This window comes from Desulforegula conservatrix Mb1Pa, from assembly GCF_000426225.1.
In the GTDB taxonomy this organism is placed as follows: Bacteria; Desulfobacterota; Desulfobacteria; order Desulfobacterales; family Desulforegulaceae; genus Desulforegula; species Desulforegula conservatrix.
The window spans coordinates 1-19,097 of the sequence record NZ_AUEY01000028.1 but is presented as its reverse complement, the minus strand read 5'-3'; the positions used below and the strand labels follow the sequence as shown (position 1 = coordinate 19,097).

Annotated in this window: 20 protein-coding genes and 1 tRNA gene; 10 read left to right on the top strand and 11 right to left on the bottom strand. The window is 42.1% G+C overall.

Going from position 1 to position 19,097, the window contains the following annotated elements; translation table 11 throughout:
* Nucleotides 1-121: 121 nt before the first annotated feature.
* From K245_RS24060 to K245_RS0111420, 4 genes are all read left to right on the top strand, one after another.
* Nucleotides 122-1,519 carry a sigma-54 interaction domain-containing protein gene (locus K245_RS24060; protein WP_051284053.1) on the top strand — a complete coding sequence of 466 codons (1,398 nt, stop codon included), beginning with the start codon at nt 122-124 and terminating at the stop codon, nt 1,517-1,519.
* A 211-nt stretch (nt 1,520-1,730) separates the two neighbouring features.
* Complete coding sequence (locus tag K245_RS0111430) at nt 1,731-2,303, top strand: acetate uptake transporter (RefSeq protein ID WP_027359395.1); 573 nt, start codon at nt 1,731-1,733, stop codon at nt 2,301-2,303.
* 501 nt (nt 2,304-2,804) lie between these two features.
* The gene (locus tag K245_RS0111425; RefSeq protein WP_027359394.1) at nt 2,805-3,092 is read left to right on the top strand and encodes a DUF485 domain-containing protein; all 288 of its coding nucleotides are present in this window, start codon (nt 2,805-2,807) and stop codon (nt 3,090-3,092) included.
* 4 nt (nt 3,093-3,096) lie between these two features.
* Nucleotides 3,097-4,995, top strand: a complete 1,899-nt coding sequence (locus K245_RS0111420; protein ID WP_027359393.1) for a solute symporter family protein — start codon at nt 3,097-3,099, stop codon at nt 4,993-4,995.
* 475 nt (nt 4,996-5,470) lie between these two features.
* Here K245_RS0111420 and K245_RS0111415 read toward each other — a convergent pair whose 3' ends face one another.
* From K245_RS0111415 to K245_RS0111385, 6 genes are all read right to left on the bottom strand, one after another.
* Complete coding sequence (locus K245_RS0111415; RefSeq protein WP_027359392.1) at nt 5,471-6,397, bottom strand: M48 family metalloprotease; 927 nt, start codon at nt 6,395-6,397, stop codon at nt 5,471-5,473.
* Between the two features lie 15 nt (nt 6,398-6,412).
* Entirely contained in the window at nt 6,413-6,886 is a 474-nt protein-coding gene (locus K245_RS0111410; RefSeq protein WP_035277034.1) for an SH3 domain-containing protein, read from the bottom strand.
* Nucleotides 6,887-6,896: 10 nt separating this feature from the next.
* Nucleotides 6,897-7,691, bottom strand: coding sequence for a TIGR00266 family protein (locus K245_RS0111405; RefSeq protein WP_027359390.1), 795 nt, complete (start codon nt 7,689-7,691; stop codon nt 6,897-6,899).
* A gap of 93 nt (nt 7,692-7,784) precedes the next feature.
* Complete coding sequence (locus K245_RS24055; RefSeq protein WP_051284052.1) at nt 7,785-8,549, bottom strand: pseudouridine synthase; 765 nt, start codon at nt 8,547-8,549, stop codon at nt 7,785-7,787.
* Nucleotides 8,549-9,733 carry a bifunctional glutamate N-acetyltransferase/amino-acid acetyltransferase ArgJ gene (argJ, locus tag K245_RS0111395; RefSeq protein WP_027359389.1) on the bottom strand — a complete coding sequence of 395 codons (1,185 nt, stop codon included), beginning with the start codon at nt 9,731-9,733 and terminating at the stop codon, nt 8,549-8,551. Before argJ ends, K245_RS24055 begins: the two co-directional genes overlap by 1 nt.
* A gap of 153 nt (nt 9,734-9,886) precedes the next feature.
* The gene (locus K245_RS0111385; RefSeq protein WP_027359388.1) at nt 9,887-10,426 is read right to left on the bottom strand and encodes a Pycsar system effector family protein; all 540 of its coding nucleotides are present in this window, start codon (nt 10,424-10,426) and stop codon (nt 9,887-9,889) included.
* Nucleotides 10,427-10,692: 266 nt separating this feature from the next.
* On the opposite strand from K245_RS0111385, the gene K245_RS28650 reads away from it, so the two are divergent.
* Together K245_RS28650 and truA are read left to right on the top strand one after the other, a co-directional pair.
* Complete coding sequence (locus K245_RS28650; protein ID WP_456297552.1) at nt 10,693-10,806, top strand: hypothetical protein; 114 nt, start codon at nt 10,693-10,695, stop codon at nt 10,804-10,806.
* A 9-nt stretch (nt 10,807-10,815) separates the two neighbouring features.
* The gene (gene truA, locus K245_RS0111375; protein ID WP_027359387.1) at nt 10,816-11,571 is read left to right on the top strand and encodes a tRNA pseudouridine(38-40) synthase TruA; all 756 of its coding nucleotides are present in this window, start codon (nt 10,816-10,818) and stop codon (nt 11,569-11,571) included.
* A gap of 460 nt (nt 11,572-12,031) precedes the next feature.
* On the opposite strand, the gene K245_RS0111370 is transcribed toward truA, so the two are convergent.
* The 4 genes from K245_RS0111370 to purM form a co-directional block, all read right to left on the bottom strand.
* Nucleotides 12,032-13,402 carry an aminotransferase class I/II-fold pyridoxal phosphate-dependent enzyme gene (locus K245_RS0111370; RefSeq protein ID WP_332248663.1) on the bottom strand — a complete coding sequence of 457 codons (1,371 nt, stop codon included), beginning with the start codon at nt 13,400-13,402 and terminating at the stop codon, nt 12,032-12,034.
* 10 nt (nt 13,403-13,412) lie between these two features.
* Nucleotides 13,413-13,583: a hypothetical protein gene (locus K245_RS27735; RefSeq protein ID WP_156906777.1), complete on the bottom strand. Its 171-nt coding sequence runs from the start codon at nt 13,581-13,583 to the stop codon at nt 13,413-13,415.
* 133 nt (nt 13,584-13,716) lie between these two features.
* Entirely contained in the window at nt 13,717-14,712 is a 996-nt protein-coding gene (gene tsaD / locus K245_RS0111360) for a tRNA (adenosine(37)-N6)-threonylcarbamoyltransferase complex transferase subunit TsaD (RefSeq protein WP_027359385.1), read from the bottom strand.
* A 93-nt stretch (nt 14,713-14,805) separates the two neighbouring features.
* Complete coding sequence (gene purM, locus K245_RS0111355; protein ID WP_027359384.1) at nt 14,806-15,849, bottom strand: phosphoribosylformylglycinamidine cyclo-ligase; 1,044 nt, start codon at nt 15,847-15,849, stop codon at nt 14,806-14,808.
* A 251-nt stretch (nt 15,850-16,100) separates the two neighbouring features.
* Between purM and K245_RS0111350 the strand changes: the two genes are divergently transcribed.
* The 4 genes from K245_RS0111350 (at nt 16,101) to K245_RS0111335 (ending at nt 18,474) form a co-directional block, all read left to right on the top strand.
* Entirely contained in the window at nt 16,101-17,414 is a 1,314-nt protein-coding gene (locus K245_RS0111350) for a homoserine dehydrogenase (RefSeq protein WP_027359383.1), read from the top strand.
* Nucleotides 17,415-17,440: 26 nt separating this feature from the next.
* Nucleotides 17,441-18,046 carry a bifunctional phosphoserine phosphatase/homoserine phosphotransferase ThrH gene (gene thrH, locus K245_RS0111345; RefSeq protein WP_332248662.1) on the top strand — a complete coding sequence of 202 codons (606 nt, stop codon included), beginning with the start codon at nt 17,441-17,443 and terminating at the stop codon, nt 18,044-18,046.
* A gap of 5 nt (nt 18,047-18,051) precedes the next feature.
* A complete protein-coding gene (locus tag K245_RS0111340; RefSeq protein ID WP_198013880.1) occupies nt 18,052-18,360 on the top strand; it encodes a DUF167 domain-containing protein in 309 nt (102 codons plus the stop codon).
* Nucleotides 18,361-18,397: 37 nt separating this feature from the next.
* Nucleotides 18,398-18,474 (top strand) — tRNA-Met (locus K245_RS0111335).
* A gap of 404 nt (nt 18,475-18,878) precedes the next feature.
* Here the strand turns inward: K245_RS0111335 and K245_RS24050 are convergent.
* Nucleotides 18,879-19,097, bottom strand: a 219-nt coding sequence (locus tag K245_RS24050; RefSeq protein WP_035277031.1) for an ATP-binding protein, incomplete at its 5' end; no start/stop codon positions are given.

Sequence of the window (19,097 nt, the reverse complement as noted above, 5' to 3'; positions counted from 1 at the left end):
TTTGATCATTAAAACAAGCTCATATCATGATATCGTTGTGGAAGTCTTTAGCTGTATTTTTAAAGAATATGGATTATTATAAATGGGTTATTATAAATATTGATCAATATGGTGGCTTGAAATGGCATTGAAAGAAAATAATCTTTTAAAAATAATTGATTCTGTACCTGTTGCAGTGTTTGCCATTGATACTGAGCACAGAATTATTTTCTGGAATAAGGCATGCGAACGGATTACCGGAATACCTGAGTCGGATATTATAGGTTCTGATAAGCACTCTATTGCATTTTATGGTCATAGAAAACCGGTTCTCGCGGATCTCGTTCTCGAAAATGACACAGGGTCAATGATTGCATACTATTCCGGCAAGAATCTCAGAAAATCCACGGTCATGCCAGGTGCATGGGAAGCGTCATGGTTGTTTGAAAATGTTGGCGGAAAAACAAGATTTCTTCATTTTACAGCTGCGAGGGTGTTGAATGCAGAAGGTGTTTTGATAGGAGCAGTATCAACAGTTCAGGAGATTGAGCCTGAAGATCCTTCGTTGGCCATTGCAGAAGACAGCAATAAAAATATGTCTGCATCAGAAAATGGCAGATACGGAATAATCGGTTTAAGCAAACCAATGATTGAAGTCTACGGACTCATGGAAAAAGCTGCCGGAACCGATGCTGGTGTGATCATTTACGGCGAGTCTGGTTCAGGAAAAGAGCTTACTGCCAAAGGAATACATCAGATAAGCGGCAGACGGGATCAGCCATTTGTTCCTGTCAATTGCGGAGCCATTCCTGAAAATCTACTTGAATCAGAATTTTTTGGTTATGCCAAAGGCGCTTTTACCGGCGCCCACGCAGACAAGCCAGGTTTTCTCGATCTTGCGGATAACGGAACTCTGTTTCTTGATGAAATAGGCGAGCTTAATATCAATCTTCAGGTGAAGCTGCTCAGGGCCATAGAAGGCGGAGGTTTTTCTCCGGTCGGCAGCAGACAGTTGAAGCATTCTAATTTCAGAATAATTGCAGCAACAAATCTTGACCTTGCCAATGAAATGAAATCAGGAAGAATGCGGCCTGATTTTTTTTACAGAATTCACGTAATCCCGATAAGGGTTCCTTCATTAAAAGAAAGAAAGGAAGATATTCAATTATTAGTAAGCTTTTTTATGAAAAAATTTGGGTCAGGGAGCAGGACTCTGCCTAAAAAAATGACCGACGCAATAAATGGTTACACATGGCCTGGAAACATAAGAGAGCTGCAGAATGTGATTCAGAGGTATCTTGTTTTAAAAAGTATTGATTTTACAGGTGATTTTCTATTTGACGAGGGTGAAGGTGAAAGAATTGATGAAAATCGCAAAAAAATTCCTGAATCAGTTGATGAACTAGAAAAGAAACTGATTATTGAAGCGCTGGAAAGAAATGGTTTTAAGCGCTCCAAAGCCGCCTTGGAATTAGGGATTTCACGAAGGACCCTATACAGGAAAATGGTGAAGTTTTGTGTATTTGATGATGAACGGTAAACGTTGTTTTAAATATTGATATGGGTTTGATGTCTGGAATAGCTGTGTGCTTGAATTTTTTACATATTTTTGGCCCTTAACATGAATTTATGCTTTGACATGGTTAGCCTGTCATAATAAAACACTCTGGCAATTTGGTTTTCAAAATCATGTATTGCTGGCGGGCAACGCCATAATTGATAAACAACAAAAATAAATGGGGGAAACATTTATGCAGGACAACTACGCAAATCCTGGGCCACTTGGTTTGATGGGATTCGGAATGACAACCGTGCTTCTGAACATCCACAATGCAGGTTTTTTTCCGGTAAATTCAGTTATTTTGGCAATGGGAATTCTTTACGGAGGCTTTGCCCAGATTATTGCAGGTATTCTGGAATTCAGAAAAGGCAATACTTTTGGTGTAACCGCCTTTATTTCTTATGGATTTTTTTGGATTACCCTTGTTGGAATCTGGGTTTTGCCAACACTTGGATGGGGTCCGAAGGCTGATGGCCCTGCAGAGTCCTTTATGGGATGGTATCTGTTTATCTGGGGTGTTTTCACATTCTACATGTTCATTGCAACCCTTAACAGTAACAAGGCGCTTCAGTTTGTATTTCTTTCACTGACAGTGCTTTTCTTCCTTCTTGCTGTAAGAGACTGGACCGGTTCTGTTCTTATTGGCACTATTGCAGGATGGGAAGGCATAGTATGCGGTGCGAGTGCTATTTATCTTGCAATGGCCGAAGTACTTAACGAGAAATTCGGCAAGGAAGTTGTTCCTGTTGGTGCTCATAACTAAATAAGCAAGTACTGCTTGCTCCCTGATTATATCAGGGCGGCAATCTTTGTGAAGCCACTTTCACGATATAACCTGCTTCTGTCATGATCGAAAACTGTAACCAGTCGATCGACAGACAGCAGGTTTTTTATTTTGTGTTTTCTTATTGTTAGTTCTGCAAAAACATTATTACAATTTACACCTCCCAATTTATTTTCACATACAATTTAAACTTTGGTTATTTTCATGTTGACACGCTTATTTACATTTTGTATACGTGCTCAATCCAAATTAAATTAGAAATAAGTTTATCAATCCGGTAACCGGATCTCGACAAAGTTTGTCGGTGCGTTCCCCCATGCGCCAAAAACTTTTTCACGGTCTGATTCCGGGCAAAATGTTTTTTTTTCGAGTTTTGTGGACTTTGATTTCACATAGGACCCGAAAAAATCAAAGGTAACGCTGTTTCTATAGTTGAACAGCGTAAATAATTGATTTAATTGAAAAAAGCAGGAGGAAGTGATGGGTGGTCATGGACCGGCATCGGATTGGGGCGACGACAAGGCATCTGATTACAAATCAAGCCTTGGAATCAAAATGTTTGTTTTTTATTGTTTTTTTTACGTTGTTTACGTGATTATCAATGTTTTCAGTCCCAAGACAATGGGCGTTGAAGTATTTGCTGGCCTAAATCTGGCCGTTGTATACGGATTCGGCCTCATTATCCTGGCGGCAATTATGGGTATTATTTACAATTCAATGTGCACATCAGCCGAAGATACATTGAATGCACCGACAGAGGAGGGATAGTCAGATGATTTATGATCCGTCGCCGATTGCAGTTGGCGTCTTTTTGGCATTTGTTATCGTAGTTGTCGGTGTTTCCAAGTATCTTGGCGCCAAAACCACTTCTGCCGAAGGTTATTTCGCAGCAGGCGGAACCGTTCACTGGGGTGTTAACGGTATTGCTTTTGCAGGTGACTATCTTTCAGCAGCGTCTTTCCTCGGTATCTGCGGCATGATCGCGTTTTCAGGTTACGATGGTTTTCTTTACTCCATCGGCTACCTTGGTGGATGGGTTGTTGCAATGTTTGTCGTTGCCGAACCTATGAAACGCGCTGGTAAATATACATTTACAGATGCTCTTGACAGCAAGTTCAATTCCAAGGCAATCCAGCTTATGGCTGCAATCAGTACTCTGGTTGTTTCCGTATGCTATCTGATTCCCCAGATGGTTGGTGCGGGTGACCTTATCACCCCTCTTCTTGGTCTGCCTCACTGGGTTGGCGTTGTTATTGTCGGATGCATCGTTACTTTTATCGTTGCAACCGCAGGCATGGCATCCACTACTTATGTTCAGTTCCTTAAGGGTGCTTTGCTTATAATATTCTCAACAATCCTTACTGTAGCTCTTCTTAAAAACGGCTTTAATCTCAAGCCAAGTGAAGACTATCATAAGTTCCTGACCCTCAATGCTACTGTTGAAGGTACAGCTGTTACAGCAGTTGAAGATCCTGCTTACAAGATTACTGCCCAGAATGCAGAAAAGCATCTTGTGAAACTTGAAAAAGACGGAGTGAACAACTGGTGGGAAGTTAAAACTGTTGATGGAAAGACTGTTCTAAAAGAAACTCTTTCAATTACAGATACTAAATCAGGTGTTAAGCTTTACAATGGTGAGACAAAGGATAAGAAGAAATTCTTCCCGGTCGGCGGTATGACCAAGATCGTGGTTGACGGGAAAGAAGTTGAAAAGACTGGCGCAGTCGGTCCTTTTGAGTTCCTCGAAACTATGGGCAAGAGTGAAATCCTTCGCTTTAAATCTGTAAAGATTAGCGATGGCGAAGACAAAGTTAACGTGTTTGTCCAGAATCCTACTCCTGGCAGCAAGCTCATGCGTACCGGCGCTTACATCAAAGTTGATGAAGGCTCGACTATCGCATCAAAGCTTAACTTTGTTTCTCTTATGCTTGCTCTTTTCTTTGGTACTGCGGCTCTTCCGCATATCCTTATTCGTTACTACACTGTTCCAAGTCCGAAAGATGCACGTAAGTCAACAATCGTTGCCATCGTATCAATCGGTTTCTTCTATATCCTTACACTTTACATGGGCCTTGGCGCTATGACCCATGGTGTTCTTGATATGGAGAGTAGCAACATGTCGGCTCCTCTTCTTGCCAAGTACTTCGGTGTGTTTCTTTTTGCTGCGATCTCTGCCATCGCGTTTTCAACTGTTCTTGGAACAGTTGCAGGTCTCATTGTTGCGGCATCAGGTGCGGTTGCTCATGACGTCATGACCAACTACCTGGGACTTAAAATGACTGACAGCGGTCAGGTAAAAGCTGGTAAAATAGCAGCTGCAATTGTTGGTGTTATCGCAATCATTCTTGGTATTATTTTCAAAGGCATGAACGTTTCCTTCCTTGTTGGTCTGGCATTTGCTATCGCATCTTCAGCAAACCTGCCATCAATCATGATGATGCTTTTTTGGAAACGTACTTCTGCAATGGGAATTTCATGTTCAATATTTGTGGGTATGACTTCAGCTATTGGCCTGATTCTTCTTTCTCCAAGTATGTGGGAACGTTATGGCTATGTAGCCTCAGCAGCTCCATTCCCGCTTGATAACCCTGGTATTGTTTCAATACCGCTTTCTTTTCTTACATTGATCGTAGTTTCACTGATCCTCCCTGAAAAGAATGCTGCAAAATAAGTAACTTCTTAATCTGATTTAAGATAAAAGCCGGTGAAGCTTAGCTTCACCGGCTTTAATTATTTTGTTTGCAGGACTCTCAGAAAAGGCCTTGTTTAGTACCTTATCAAGTTGGATTTCAGACTTTTCCAGCGCTTCATGGCTTTAACCAGCTGTATACCCGCCTTTTTGCTTATTGGCAGAGCCATATCATGTAGGTCTTTGCGGATCTTTTTTTAAAGTGACCCGCCTGCCATGCAAAACAATGTATTCTTGATTCAAAATGGAATTAGACAATTACAGGCCACACCTAAGGCCATTCTTTTATCTGAAATATTAAATAAGGCACGGTCGCAAAAAATCAGATTAACGTCATTCCGGTGAAGGCCGGAATCCATAAATATCTGAAAATACTGGATGCCGGATCAAGTCCGGCATGACGCCACCGCCTTATTTTGACTTTTTGCGAGTCCATCATAGAAGCCAAGGCCTGTTTTTAAATATTTGCAAGATTTCTATTGAACCTCGCAAGCCTTGCAGTATTTACATCTGCCTTGGCTGATCCGCCGATTACTTCTTTTACAACCTCTATTCTTGACTGAGGTGAAGGATGTGTCTTGGCAAAATCCATTCCGTCCGGCTTCATCACTTTCCCCATCATTTCGAGCATGGAAACAAGGGCTGTCGGATTGTAACCGGCTCTTTTCATGATTGTTACTGCCGCCTTATCCGCCTGGTTCTCATACTCCCTTGAATATCCGTTTGTTACCAGTTTGTTTGTAATATCGCTTATGGAGCCTTCAAAAGCTGTAGTCAGACTTGCCAGCTCTTTGGGGCCAAGATTTTTGGCACCTTCTGCAAGTATGGTTGTAACAACAGATGTCATTCTCGAATCGTCAATGCTTTCAGTTCCGTGCTTTAGCTGAACATGTCCAATTTCATGTGCAAGAACCGCTGCGACTGCATCTTCATCCTTACAGCATCTCAAAATACCGCGGGTAACGAATATCAGTCCTCCTGGAGCCGCAAACGCATTTATTTCATCAGAATCAAGAACAAGGAAATGATACCCTCCAAAGGTTTCGGGCATATCAGAAAATTTTGACAAGGACTGTCCCATTACATTTATGTAGTCTGTTACAATGTCGTTCTGATAAACTTTGTATTTGCTGGATATGACAGCTCCTATGGTTCGTCCGATATAATACTCCTGTTCAGGAGTGATTGTCTCGCTTGCTTTAGATACTGCCGTGGATACTTTTTCTATGGAATCAGCCTGATCGCTCGTAATTATTCCTGTGGCTGCTCCAACCTTGGCAAGGGGCCCCATTGCCTGACATCCGTAAAATGCTGCTGCTGAAAAGGCGGTTACTGCTAAAACGGAAACCGCCATAAAAAGTCTGCTTTTTTTCATGGTTTTCATCTCTGGTCTCCTTGGTTATTTTAGTTCGCCTTCTTTCATGAATTTTTGTATCTGGGGCTGACTGATCTTGATTCTTTCCATCTGATCAACCCATTTGTAAGTTACCGCGCTGTTTTTCTTTTTGTATTCATTTTCAACTTCTTTGCTGAAGCCTTTTCCAGCAAGCTGGAGTTCGCTTGAAGATGCAGCAATCTTGACATCCTTATCGCCCGCTGACATTCTGATTTCTTTTTCAGAAAGTGCAGAGTCATGCATCCAGCCACTCTGGGCTCCTTTTACTGTTTTGACTTTTTTCCAGGCTCCCTGGGTACCCTCGATGTTAACCTGATCCCCATAAGATGCTTTGCCTGTAACCTTTCCAAGATAATCAGGCGTTGCCCTGAGCTGGGCTTCCTTGATCTGTACGCTCATTTTAGAGGCCGCAAATGCAACTGCTGCGACAAATAAAACAAGACATACAGCAATAATTAATGATTTTGTCTTTTTCATTTTTCCTCCTTTATCTGTTATCTCCGTCAAGCATGCCTCCGATGGCACCGAGCACGGAGCCCTCTCCCTTTCTGGAACCACCGGCTGATGGAGCGCTTTGTACTATTCTGTCAGCCATTCTTGAAAATGGCAGGCTCTGAAGATAAACCACTCCTGTTCCCTTCAAAGTTGCGAGGAATAGTCCTTCTCCACTAAAAAACATGGATTTCAGGTTCCCGGCTTTTTCAATGTCGTAATCCAGTTCAGGGCTGAAACCAACTATACATCCTGTATCAACCCTGAGTGTTTCATTGTTAAGGGTCTTCTTAACTACAGTTCCCCCAGCGTGAACAAAAACCATCCCGTCTCCGTTTAATTTCTGGAGGATAAAACCTTCGCCTCCAAAAAAGCCTGCTCCGATTTTTTTTGTGAACGCTATGCTGATTTTTGTTCCAAGCGCTGCACAAAGGAAAGAATCTTTCTGACAGAGCATCTCTCCACCAGTTTCACCTAAATTAATAGGAATTATCTTGCCTGGATAAGGGGCTGCAAAAGCCACCTTTTTTTTTGTTGAAGCATTGTTTGTGAAGTGGGTCATGAAAAGAGACTCGCCAGTCATCATTCTTTTTCCGGCATTCATAAGCTTGCCTAAAAAACCGCCGCCTGAGTCAGATCCGTCACCCATTTTTGCTTCGAAACTGATGCCGTCTTCCATCCAGTTCATGGCTCCGGCTTCTGCAACGACGGTTTCGCCAGGATCAAGTTCAACTTCGACAACCTGCATATCGTTGCCGATAATTTCGAAATCTACTTCGTGGCACTGCATGAAGAACCTCCTTTTCTTAAATTATTGAAGGAATTGTTTGCTAATAGAATTTGATACCATGGATTTTTACCGGATTTTTTAGGTGTCCGGATTTTATATTTTAATATTTTTATTGTGAGGCTTTTCTTTGGTTATGCTTAAACCAAGCTTTAGGAGAAGGGCTTTTTTTTCTAATTCAGATAAATATCTCCAATTTCCAGGCTCAAGGCTTCCAATCCGAATGTCTGAAAATCTTATTCTGTGAAGGCGTGTTACTTTGTGACCAAGACATTCTGCCATCTTTCTGATCTGTCTGTTTCTGCCTTCCTTTAAAGTGATATTGAAGCTGTTATACGATAATCTTATTACCCTTGCAGGCCTTGTCATTCTGCCTTCTAAAATGATTCCTGTTTCCATTTGTTTCAGTTCCGAGTCAGTGACTTCTTTTTTAACGGTTACCTCATACTCTTTTTCATGATCAAAGGAAGGATGGGAAAGTCTGTGGTGTATCCTTCCGTCATTTGTGAGAATCAAAAGGCCGGTGGAATCCTTGTCAAGTCTGCCAACAGGAAATATTCTGGTGCCTGCATTCACAAGATCAAGAACAATTTTTTCTCCTGGATGACTGCAGCTTGTCACAAATCCAGCAGGCTTGTTAAGGGCTATATATACATATTGATCCTGAATAGTTACATTTTTGCCTTTTACCAAGACAACGTCTTTTTCAGGATCTATTCGTGTGCCAAGTTCGGTAATGGTCTTGCCATTTACTTTGACAAGGCCGGACAGAATCATTTCTTCTCCGGCCCTTCTTGAACATACGCCTGCCGAGGCAAGGAATTTCTGAAGCCTCACTCCTTTTTCTTCTGAGTCAGTCATCAGGATCTGTAGCTTATGTTTATTTTTACATAGTCATAGGAGAAGTCGCATGTGTACATGAAGTCTTTTCCTTGCCCGATGTTGAGTTCGAGTCTTATTGTGTATTCAGGGGATTTCAGGATCTTTGAGACCTCAGCTTCAACCGTTTTTCCAAGTCCCATACCATCTTTGACCATCTGCACATCATTGAAGAATATATCAATTTTTGTCTGATCAAGCTTTGCGCCTGATCTTCCTGCTGCCGCTATTATGCGTCCCCAGTTTGCGTCCTCTCCAAAAAGGGCTGTCTTTACCAGATTTGAATTGGCAATTTCCCGTGCTGCGAGAAGGGCATCATTATTAGTGGGCGCTCCGTTTACTTCTATCTTGACGAGTTTTGTCGCACCTTCTCCATCTTTTACAACCATTTTAGCAAGGGCAAGAAGGGTTTCTGAGAGCATTTCATCAAAAGCCTTCATTGCCACAGGATCATCTGATGTAAGGCCAGACATGCCGTTTGCCATTACCATGACAGTGTCATTGGTGCTCATGTCGCCGTCCACAGTGATTCTGTTGAAAGATTTTTCCGTGCCATCAAGAAGAACTTTGTAAAGATCCTTTGACGCTATGCCCATGTCTGTGCAGATAAAACAAAGCATTGTAGCCATTCCAGGCTGAATCATTCCTGATCCTTTGGCCGCGCCTGTCACAGTGATGGTTTTTCCTGCAACTTCTCTTTTGGCTGTATATACTTTTGAAACAAGATCTGTTGTCATTATGGCTGTTGCAAAATCATTCATGCCGTCTGTTGAGGCTGATTCAATCAGCTTTGATGCTGACGCCTCAATTTTTTCAACAGGCATTGGTTCGCCAATAACTCCGGTTGACGCGCAGAAGACTTTATCATCAGAGATCTTAAGTGCATCAGAAATAACTTTTGTCATTTTAACGGCATTTTTCATGCCATTTTCGCCTGTACAGCAGTTGGCGTTTCCGCTGTTTGCTATTATTGCGTTTGCTCGCCCCTGCATTATTCTTTCTTTGCATAAAAGGACAGGTGCCGCGCAAACGAGATTTTTTGTGAAAACAGCTGCAATATCAGCTTCATTTTCAGAGACAATCAAGCCAAGATCAGGACTCCCGTTTATCTTGATCCCGCTTGCAATTCCAGAGAATTTGAAACCTGGACAGGTGTTGCTTTTCATATGCTTTAAGAACCTTTCAAAAATTGATGGACTCGCAAAAAGTCGGATTACCGTCATTCCGGCGCAGGCCGGAATCCAGAAGTATCTGGAATAACTGGATGCCGGATCAAGCCCAGTATAACGCTGACATTATTTTTGATTTTTGCGACCTTGTCATACATATTGGGCGACTATAAGCGATGCAATCAGGGTAAATGTACTCAGGATTATACCGGATATAAAGGTCGCGTAAGCCAATTGAACATATCTGAACTTTTTGGATGCAAGGAAGCATCCAAGGCTGTATATTTCTTTGATCTGGGCTTCATAGGCCTTTGATGGGTCATTCAGCATTTCCTCCATCAGTTTTGCGTATTTATCATACGGCAAACGCACAAAATCCGCAAAAAAAAGTATGTTGAAAAATGGGCTTTTGGGGTTTGCCTTCTTTTCTTCTTTGCTCCATATGTTGATTTTGGGCATAACTGTATATACGGCAAGGGATATTGTTGCAAGGCAAAAAATCATCATGCATAGTGCAGGCCATTTTAAAATGGGATCTGAAACATATTTCATGGACATGGTCAGGATTACTGATGATATTGTGAGCATTATGTTTGCCTTGACGTCTGCCATGGTGCTTAAATGCACATGGTGCTGACGTGTCTGTTTCAGCATGTGGTCATAATGGGCGCCCGGCTGATTAACATGCATTAGAGAACTCCTTTAAAAAAATGACTTGGCCTTTTGAATGATTAGTTTTCCAGTTCTTTTATTGACTTGACAAAGTCAGGGAAATCACCGCAAATCAGCTCTCTTATATGTTGTTATGAGATCATAAGGTAATAATCTTTTTTATATAAGAGTCAATTTAAAACATAAGGGGTTTATGTGCCATGATAAAAAATGCAGGAATGAAAAAAATTGCCAATTGTCCGGAGTGCGGTGGCAGACTCGTACTAAAGCGCAGCTGACGGGAAATAACAATCTGCTGCAAGGATTGCGGCATAAAAATGTCGAGGGAAAAATATGGTGACCTTATGGACGACTATCTTGAGGAATTGCTGGCTTTTATCCCTGTTGACAGGATTTAGTGACATCTGATGGAAAAGACCTTTAAACTGACAATACAGTATGACGGGACTGATTATCACGGCTGGCAGAGACAACCCGGCCTTGCGACCATTCAGGGCGAACTTGAAAAGCTCCTTTCCATGATAACAAGGCAGCAGGTTATTATTGAAGGATCAGGCAGAACAGATTCCGGGGTTCACGCGTTGGGTCAGGTGGCAAGTTTCAGCGTTGATACAGGTCTCTGTGCGGGTGATTTTTTCAGGGCTCTTAATGGTCTTCTTCCTGGCGATATCTGCATTACCGAATGCAAAGAAGTGGCTAATGGCTTCCATGCAAGGTTTGACGCCGTTGGAAAAACATACAGATACTGCATTTTGAACAGAATTCTTCGTGATCCGTTCAAAAGAAAGTATATATGGCAGTTTCAGAAAAGACTTGATCTTGAAGCAATGAAAGAAGCTGCGGAATACTTTGTCGGTGAATATGATTTTAAATCCTTTGAGAATGCGGGAAGCCCAAGGCTCCATACTGTAAGACATATTTCTTCTGCGGTTTTCAAGAAAGCAGACGGCGGCATGATCCATTTTGAAGTAACTGCAAACGGATTCCTGCAGAATATGGTCAGAAATATTGTCGGCACGCTTGTGGATGTAGGTATGAGCAGAACAAGACCAAAAGAAATCAAGGACATCATTGCCGCGAAAGACAGGACTAAGGCTGGGCCGACTGCGCCGCCACTGGGGCTTTTTCTTCTGGAGGTTTATTATCCTGATCAGTTTATGTAGGTGCTGGTACAATTTAGCTATGCCGGGTATAATGTGGGCAAACTGATCCTAATACCAATTCCAAATCAAAGCGCTATCTCAATGCATGGATCGGGTTGGCATCGTCGTCAGCTCCTCAACGTACAAACAACGTACGTTTGCGTCGCTTCCTCCTTGCCGCCTTGATTTCATCTTTGATTTGAAAATGCTATAATATATGTTGGGGGATGAAGGATTGACGTTTAAAATTTACCCAAAAGTTTTTGCGGAGCTTTTTCAAAAAGCGACCCGCAAGACACCCTGTTTAACGTCGGATTACGAGCAAATGACGCTCTAATCCGACCTACGAATTGGCCTTCTTTTACGACAATTTAACCATACAAGGCACCAATTGGTTTATAACTCCTATCTGACATTGGCTGACAGGGTCATATAGCCTTCCTGTAGGCATAATTGATTCTGCTCTCCGAGAGTAAAATGATTATGAACACAGATCATTCGCGGCATCAAGTATGCAGTCAAAAAGAGTCTGGATATCTTCTTCCTCAAGGCATGAGAAAGCCACCCTTATGTTTTTCTCGCCAAGCGCGATGACTCCAACCCCGTATTTTTCAAGCAGATGAACCCTCAGTTTCTCAGCGTTGGCCTCTTTAAGCTGAACACACATGAAATATCCTGAGTTGAAAGGGTAGGGCGTGAATGCTTTTTCATATTTAGGGTTTTTTATAACTTCTTTTACTCTATTTGCCCTTTTTTTGAGGATTTCGAATTTTTCAGATGCTTCTTCTTCAAATGCCTTATCCTGCATGGATTTAAGAACTATTGTCTGGCTAAGATGAGGCGCATTGGATATATTACCCCTTATGCAACCAGCTGTTTTTCTTTCAACAGCATCATTGAAATCATCCATATCGCCTTTGGCCTTAAGTCCGTATGTTATGAAAGCGACTCTAAGACCCCATACATAATTTTCTTTTGTAGCCCCATCAAGTTTCATAGGAATCAGGCGTTCGTGGGTTCCGGCCATGAGTCCGAATATGGACTCTTTCATTGTTTCTTCTTCGTAGTATAATCCAAAATATGCGTCGTCGCATACTGCAATGACATTGGTGCCGCTTTTAGCGGTTTCAGTAAGAATTTCAGCAATCCTCGCACCTTCTGTTTTTGAAACGGCATAACCTGTTGGATTATTTGGAAAATTCAGGATTACTACTATTTTGGAGTTTTGGGAGGCCTCTGCTTTTATTTTTGCTTCAAATGCCTCAAGATTGTATCCGCCATTGTCATTGAAAAGAGGGTACGAGCTAAGTCTTGCGTTTTTTCTTGTGGCAAGAATCATATTGTAATTGCCCCACATCATGTCAGGCACAATAACAACATCACCAGGATTTATAAACATATCACCCATAATGCTTATTGCATGGGTTATTCCTGAAGCGACTATCGGAAGGCTGATATTTTTGCCATTAAGGGAAGGATTTTTTTTGAACATGTATTCCTTCCATGTCTTTCTGAGATCCATAAGCCCGAATGACGAAGCATAGGTCAGGGCTTCTTCAGGCTTAACTCCTCCAAGCTGATTCATTACTGAAGGGAAGCACATGATTTTGCCTTTTTCAGTTGCAATCCCTATGGTCGCGTTCAATTTGAAAGCCTTTTCCCTGGCTTCTGCAGACTGGCTGAGAATGCCCTTTGGAAAAAAAATCTTCTTTCCAATTTCAGAGAGCATATCCATTACATGAGGATTGCCTTTTTCAATTATTTCATTGAGTTGAACGGCAAGAGGATTCATGTGTGTTTCCCTTAGATTATTGATTGTATTTATGCCTGAAAACATGAGGGCATAACACATTTTATCTGTTTCAAAGATAAAACCAGCAATTATTCCCAAGTATCAGATTTGACAAGGTCGCAAAAAGTCCGATTACCGTCATTCCTGCGCAGGCCGGAATCCAGAAGTACCTGAAAATATTGGATGCCGGATCAAGTCCGACATGACGCTGGCGTTCTTTTCTGACTTTTTGCAAGACCATCAGATTTAATGCCAATGGCGGATTTCATACTGTTTTGAGCAAGGCAAAGTCAAGAGAAATGAGCATGGAGTAAACGTATTTTGAAAAGCGAGGATTATTGAAAAAAATCAATGGAATTACAAACATTCCGAGTTTATGGTTTTCTTGAATATACATCTGTATCCAGCGGACAAGTGATATTTTTAAGCAGCCTGTAATAACCTGAAGAAGCAATCATTGCTGCGTTGTCACCGCAAAGGGAAATATCTGGTATATGAATGGTCAGCCCGTTTTTTTCTGCTTCTCTGGTGGCTTTTTGCCTCAAGCCTCTGTTTGCGGCAACTCCGCCTGTTATTGCAATATGCGAGCATCCATTTTCAACTGCGGCTCTTATAAGCTTGTAAGTCAGAACTTCTGTGACAGATTCCTGAAAAGAAGCCGCAATATCTTCGAGCTGGCACTTGTATGTCTCTTTATTTTCCTGAATATATCTTGCAGCTGCTGATTTGAGTCCGCTGAAACTGAAGTCGAATGATTCTTTGTCAAGAAACGGTTTAGGGAATTTGATTTTCCTGTGATCTCCTGAAGCTGCAAGGTTGTCTATTACTGCTCCTCCCGGATACCCAAGTCCGAGCATTTTTGAAACCTTGTCATAGGCTTCTCCGGCAGCATCGTCCCTGGTATGTCCAAGTGGTTCAAAATCAGTATAGGATTTTACAAGATAAAGGCTTGTGTGCCCGCCTGAAGCAAGAAGAGCGACATAAGGAAATTCAGGCCCTTTTTCATTAAGAAAGACTGAAAGCATGTGGCCTTCAAGATGATCGACTCCTATAAAAGGAAGTTTTCTTGCCCATGCGAAGGCTTTTGCAAATGAAAAGCCTGTAAGAAGCGCTCCCACAAGCCCTGGACCTTGTGTCGCCGCTACCGCGTCTATTTCCTCAAATGTTATGCCAGCATTTTTTATGGATTCATCGACAACTGCGACAATGGATTCGATATGCTTTCTTGAAGCAAGTTCCGGAACAACTCCGCCGTATTTGGCATGAATTTCTATCTGGGAAGCAACCACAGAAGACAAAATGATCCGTCCGTTTTCAACGATTGCCGCTGCGGTTTCATCGCAGGAGGATTCTATTCCGAGGATTTTCATATGTAATCCATATATTTCCAAAACGCCTGAAATAATCAGGCGGTTTTGGCATACATTACCAAAACCGCCTTTTATAATCAGAGTCTAATTATTTTAAACAAATTCAACAGGTTCATCGCCAGGCTTCTGTTCCGCAACTTCGCCAATGAGCCAGGCTTTTTCATTCATTGCAGTGATTCTGTCAAGTATGTCAGAAACATCCTTGTCAGGAACAACTGCAATCATTCCAATTCCGTTGTTGAAAGTTCTCATCATTTCCATTTCATCTATGTTTCCGGCCTTTTTGATGAAGCCGAAAATTGGAGGTATTTCCCATGAGTCTTTCATTATTTTGACTCTACAGCCTCCGGGCATTATTCTGACAATATTATCAGGAATGCCTCCGCCTGTTATATGGGCCAGCCCATGTATGGGCAGATCCTTTATGAGGCCCTGTACTGTCTGAACATAAATTTTTGTAGGAGTAAGCAATGCTTCGCCTATGGTTTTTCCAAGTTCTTCGACATGATCTTCAACTTTGAGTTTAAGCCTGTCAAAGCATACTTTTCTCGCGAGCGAGTATCCATTGCTATGAAGCCCTGTGGACGCTATTCCTATTAGTTTGTGACCAACTCTTATTTCAGAGCCGTCAATGATTTTGTCATTATCAACAAGGCCAACTGAAAAACCGGCAAGATCGTATTCGCCATCCTGATACATTCCTGGCATTTCAGCTGTTTCACCGCCGATAAGTGCACAGTTGGCCTGCCTGCATCCTTCCGCAACACCTGATATGATATCTGCGGCGGTTTTGTTGCATAATTTTCCTATGGCGAGGTAATCTAGAAAAAAAAGAGGTTTTGCGCCCTGTACGAGTATGTCATTAACACACATACCCACGAGATCAATTCCGACTGTGTCATGCTTGTCCATCATGAATGCAAGTTTGAGTTTAGTGCCGACACCGTCTGTGGAACTTACAAGCACAGGTCTTTCCACATCCCTCAGATTTAGCGAAAAAAGACCGCCGAACCCGCCTATATCGCCGAGTACACCGGTTCTTGGAGTCTGTTTGGCTATCTGTTTAATAACTCCGACGAGGCTGTTTGCCTTGTCTATGTCAACTCCTGCATCCGCATACGTCAACGGCTCGGTCATCAAATACTCCTGTCCTGCTTATCTTTGGGATAAATAAAAAGTCAAATTTCTTCAGAAGATTAGGGCCTGATTCCATGTATGTTTCTTGCTTTTCAAACCACTTCTGCATTGTAAACGCTGGCATAATAATTTATAGAATTATTTTTTGCAATCTTCTTTAGAACTAAACTTTTGCTTATTTTCTAATTTAGGTTCTTTAAGTTTACCAAATTATTATAAACCAGCAATCTGAGAATTCAAGTGGGGCGCTAATGAGAGTCATTAATATAGGTTTGCTCGGATTTGGAACAGTTGGCGCCGGAGTGGCAAAACTGCTTTTCAGTAACAAAGAAATCATAAGTAAAAGACTCGGAGCAGAACTTAATCTTAAAAGTATTTCCGATCCTGACCTCACGCGGGACAGAGGTATTATAATTCCTGATGGAATCCTTACAAATGACAGTTTGGGCGTTGTTGCCGATCCTGATATAGATATAATAGTAGAGCTAATTGGCGGTGTTGGAATAGCCAAAGAGCTTGTTCTTAAGGCAATTGAAGCAGGAAAGCATATTGTCACTGCTAACAAGGCCCTGATCGCCATGTATGGTGATGTTCTTCGTGGTAAAATTACGGAAGCGAAGATTGATTTTGCCTATGAAGCCAGCGTTGGCGGATGTATGCCTGTTATCAAGGCTCTGAGAGAGTCGCTTGCGGCAAACAGAATTAATGAAATAACCGGAATCCTTAACGGAACATGCAATTATATTCTGTCAATGATAACAAACGAGGGGCTTTCATTTGACATGGCTTTAAGGCAGGCCCAGGACGCCGGTTTTGCAGAAGCCGACCCTTCTTTTGATATCGAGGGTAAGGATACAGCCCATAAACTTGCAATACTTGCAGGTATTGCTTATGGAACAGGCATAGACTTGGCCGACATTCATGTCGAGGGCATAACCAGTATAACTCCTATGGACATAGAGCTTGCCCGCGAGATGGGCTACAGGATCAAGCTGCTCGCGATCACCAAGAATCATGGTGACTCTGTTGAACTAAGGGTTCACCCCACAATGATCCCTAAGGACAATATTCTGTCAAATGTCGAAGGGTCCTTGAATGCTGTCAGTATTGACGGCGATGCTGTGGGCAATATGCTTCTTTATGGACACGGCGCAGGCATGATGCCAACCGCAAGCGCGATACTGAGTGATGTGATTGATGTCGCAAGAAACATTCTTTCTAATTCAATTGGGAGAATCCCAACTTTTGCCTTCCAGAGCGATTCCATGAAAAAGATTCAGGTGCTCCCGATGGGCGAAATAAAAACCTGCTATTATGTCAGGTTTGCAGCCCTTGATAAGCCTGGAGTTTTGTCAAGGATTTCAGGAGCGCTTGGTGATTTTGGAATAAGCATTGACTGGGTTCATCAGAGAGGGCGTCATCATACCGAATCTGTGCCCATTGTAATGCTTACCCATGTGGCAAAAGAAGCCGATTTCCAGAAAGCCCTTGCAGTGATATCAGCAATGCCGGAAATCTGCCAGCCGCCACTACTGGTAAGAGTGGAAGACGACGAACTTCTATAATTAAAATTGAATCGAGGCTTATTATAATGATGAATCTTATCTGTTCAGATCTTGAAGGCGTTTTTATTCCTGAAATTTGGATTAATGTTGCACTAAGAACTGGTATTGAAGAGCTTAAACTTACGACCCGGGATATTTCTGATTATGATGTCCTTATGAAAAGAAGGCTTCAGATTCTTGATGCAAATAACCTGAAACTTAAAGATATCATGGATGTGATTGCAGGTGTTGATCCCCTTGAGGGTGCCGTGGAATTTGTAGAGTGGCTCAGATCAAATTATCAGTTAATAGTAGTCTCTGACACGTTTGATCAGTTTGCCCAGCCTCTTATGAAGAAAATGGGATGGCCCACGATTTTCTGTCACACTCTTTTAGTCGATGAAACAGGAAGGGTGACCGGTTACAAGCTGCGTCAGGCTGATGCCAAGCGCAAGACAGTAAATGCTCTCAGATCCCTTGATTACAGGGTTGTTGCATTCGGGGACTCATATAATGATATTGGAATGCTTCAGGCCGCTGATCAGGGTATTCTTTTCTCTCCCCCTGACAATGTGGTGGCCGAATATCCAGAATTCCCCGTCACAAGAAATTATGATGAGCTTAAGAAACTTATACTTGCCTCCGTTGCTTAGGTTTTATGGCAATACTTAAAGTAAAAGATGATGAAATTCTTATAAGAATTTTTGTTCAGCCAAGGTCATCCAAAAATGAGATGGTCGGAACAAGGGACGGTGCTTTCAAAATAAGATTGACAGCCCCTCCTGTTGATGGAGCTGCAAACAAGGCCTGTTCAGAATTCCTTGCCAAATATTTTGGCGTATCAAAGTCATCTGTCAGCATAGAATCAGGTGAAACAAGCAGAACAAAACAGGTCTGTATCAAGGCAGACAAGTCAAAGATTGAAGAGATAAAAAATAAATTGAACGAGTTTTTAAAAAGCGCTTGACTTATTTTCCGTTAAGGCATAGTTTTGCGCATCTTGTTGCGGGGTGGAGCAGCCTGGTAGCTCGTCGGGCTCATAACCCGAAGGTCGTTGGTTCAAATCCAGCCCCCGCTACCATAAAAAAATAAAGGGTTACAGCTTATGGCTGTAGCCCTTTTTTGATTTGCTCTGTTTGCTTATGTGTGGAAAGTTTACTCCTCAGATAACCATTACAGAGCAGGCTTTCCCGGCTCATTAAGGACATGGGGACTAATAAACTGGCCTCCATATACCGAAGCACTATTCCGTATTTTTTGCCGCAGCCTTATATAAATTGTCTCGCTGTTGCCGGCGGGAAAGTCGGCTGTATGGGATTCTTTTCTTGAGTCCCATATTTCTCTCCATATTCAGGTCAGAATCATATTATCCCAACGGGTATGACATGCATTTCCCGAAAGCGGCAGGGATAACCCTGTAAGTGATCAACGACAATTATTTTTCCGTGTCAGCGACAGTTATAATTCCCGATCCAGTTTCCTAATTTAAGGCGCATTTTCCTCACTTTTTTCCTCGTTAATTTTCTGTTTTGACTTTTCCAGCCTGTAGCTTGGCAAGTTAAGTTCAAGAATGATGCTATGATGTACAAGTCTGTCAATGGCAGCGGCGGTAGTCATGGGATCCTTGAAAATCTGCTCCCATTTGGAAAAGGGAAGATTACTTGTGAGCATGACAGATCCACGTTCGTATCGATCTGCGAGCAG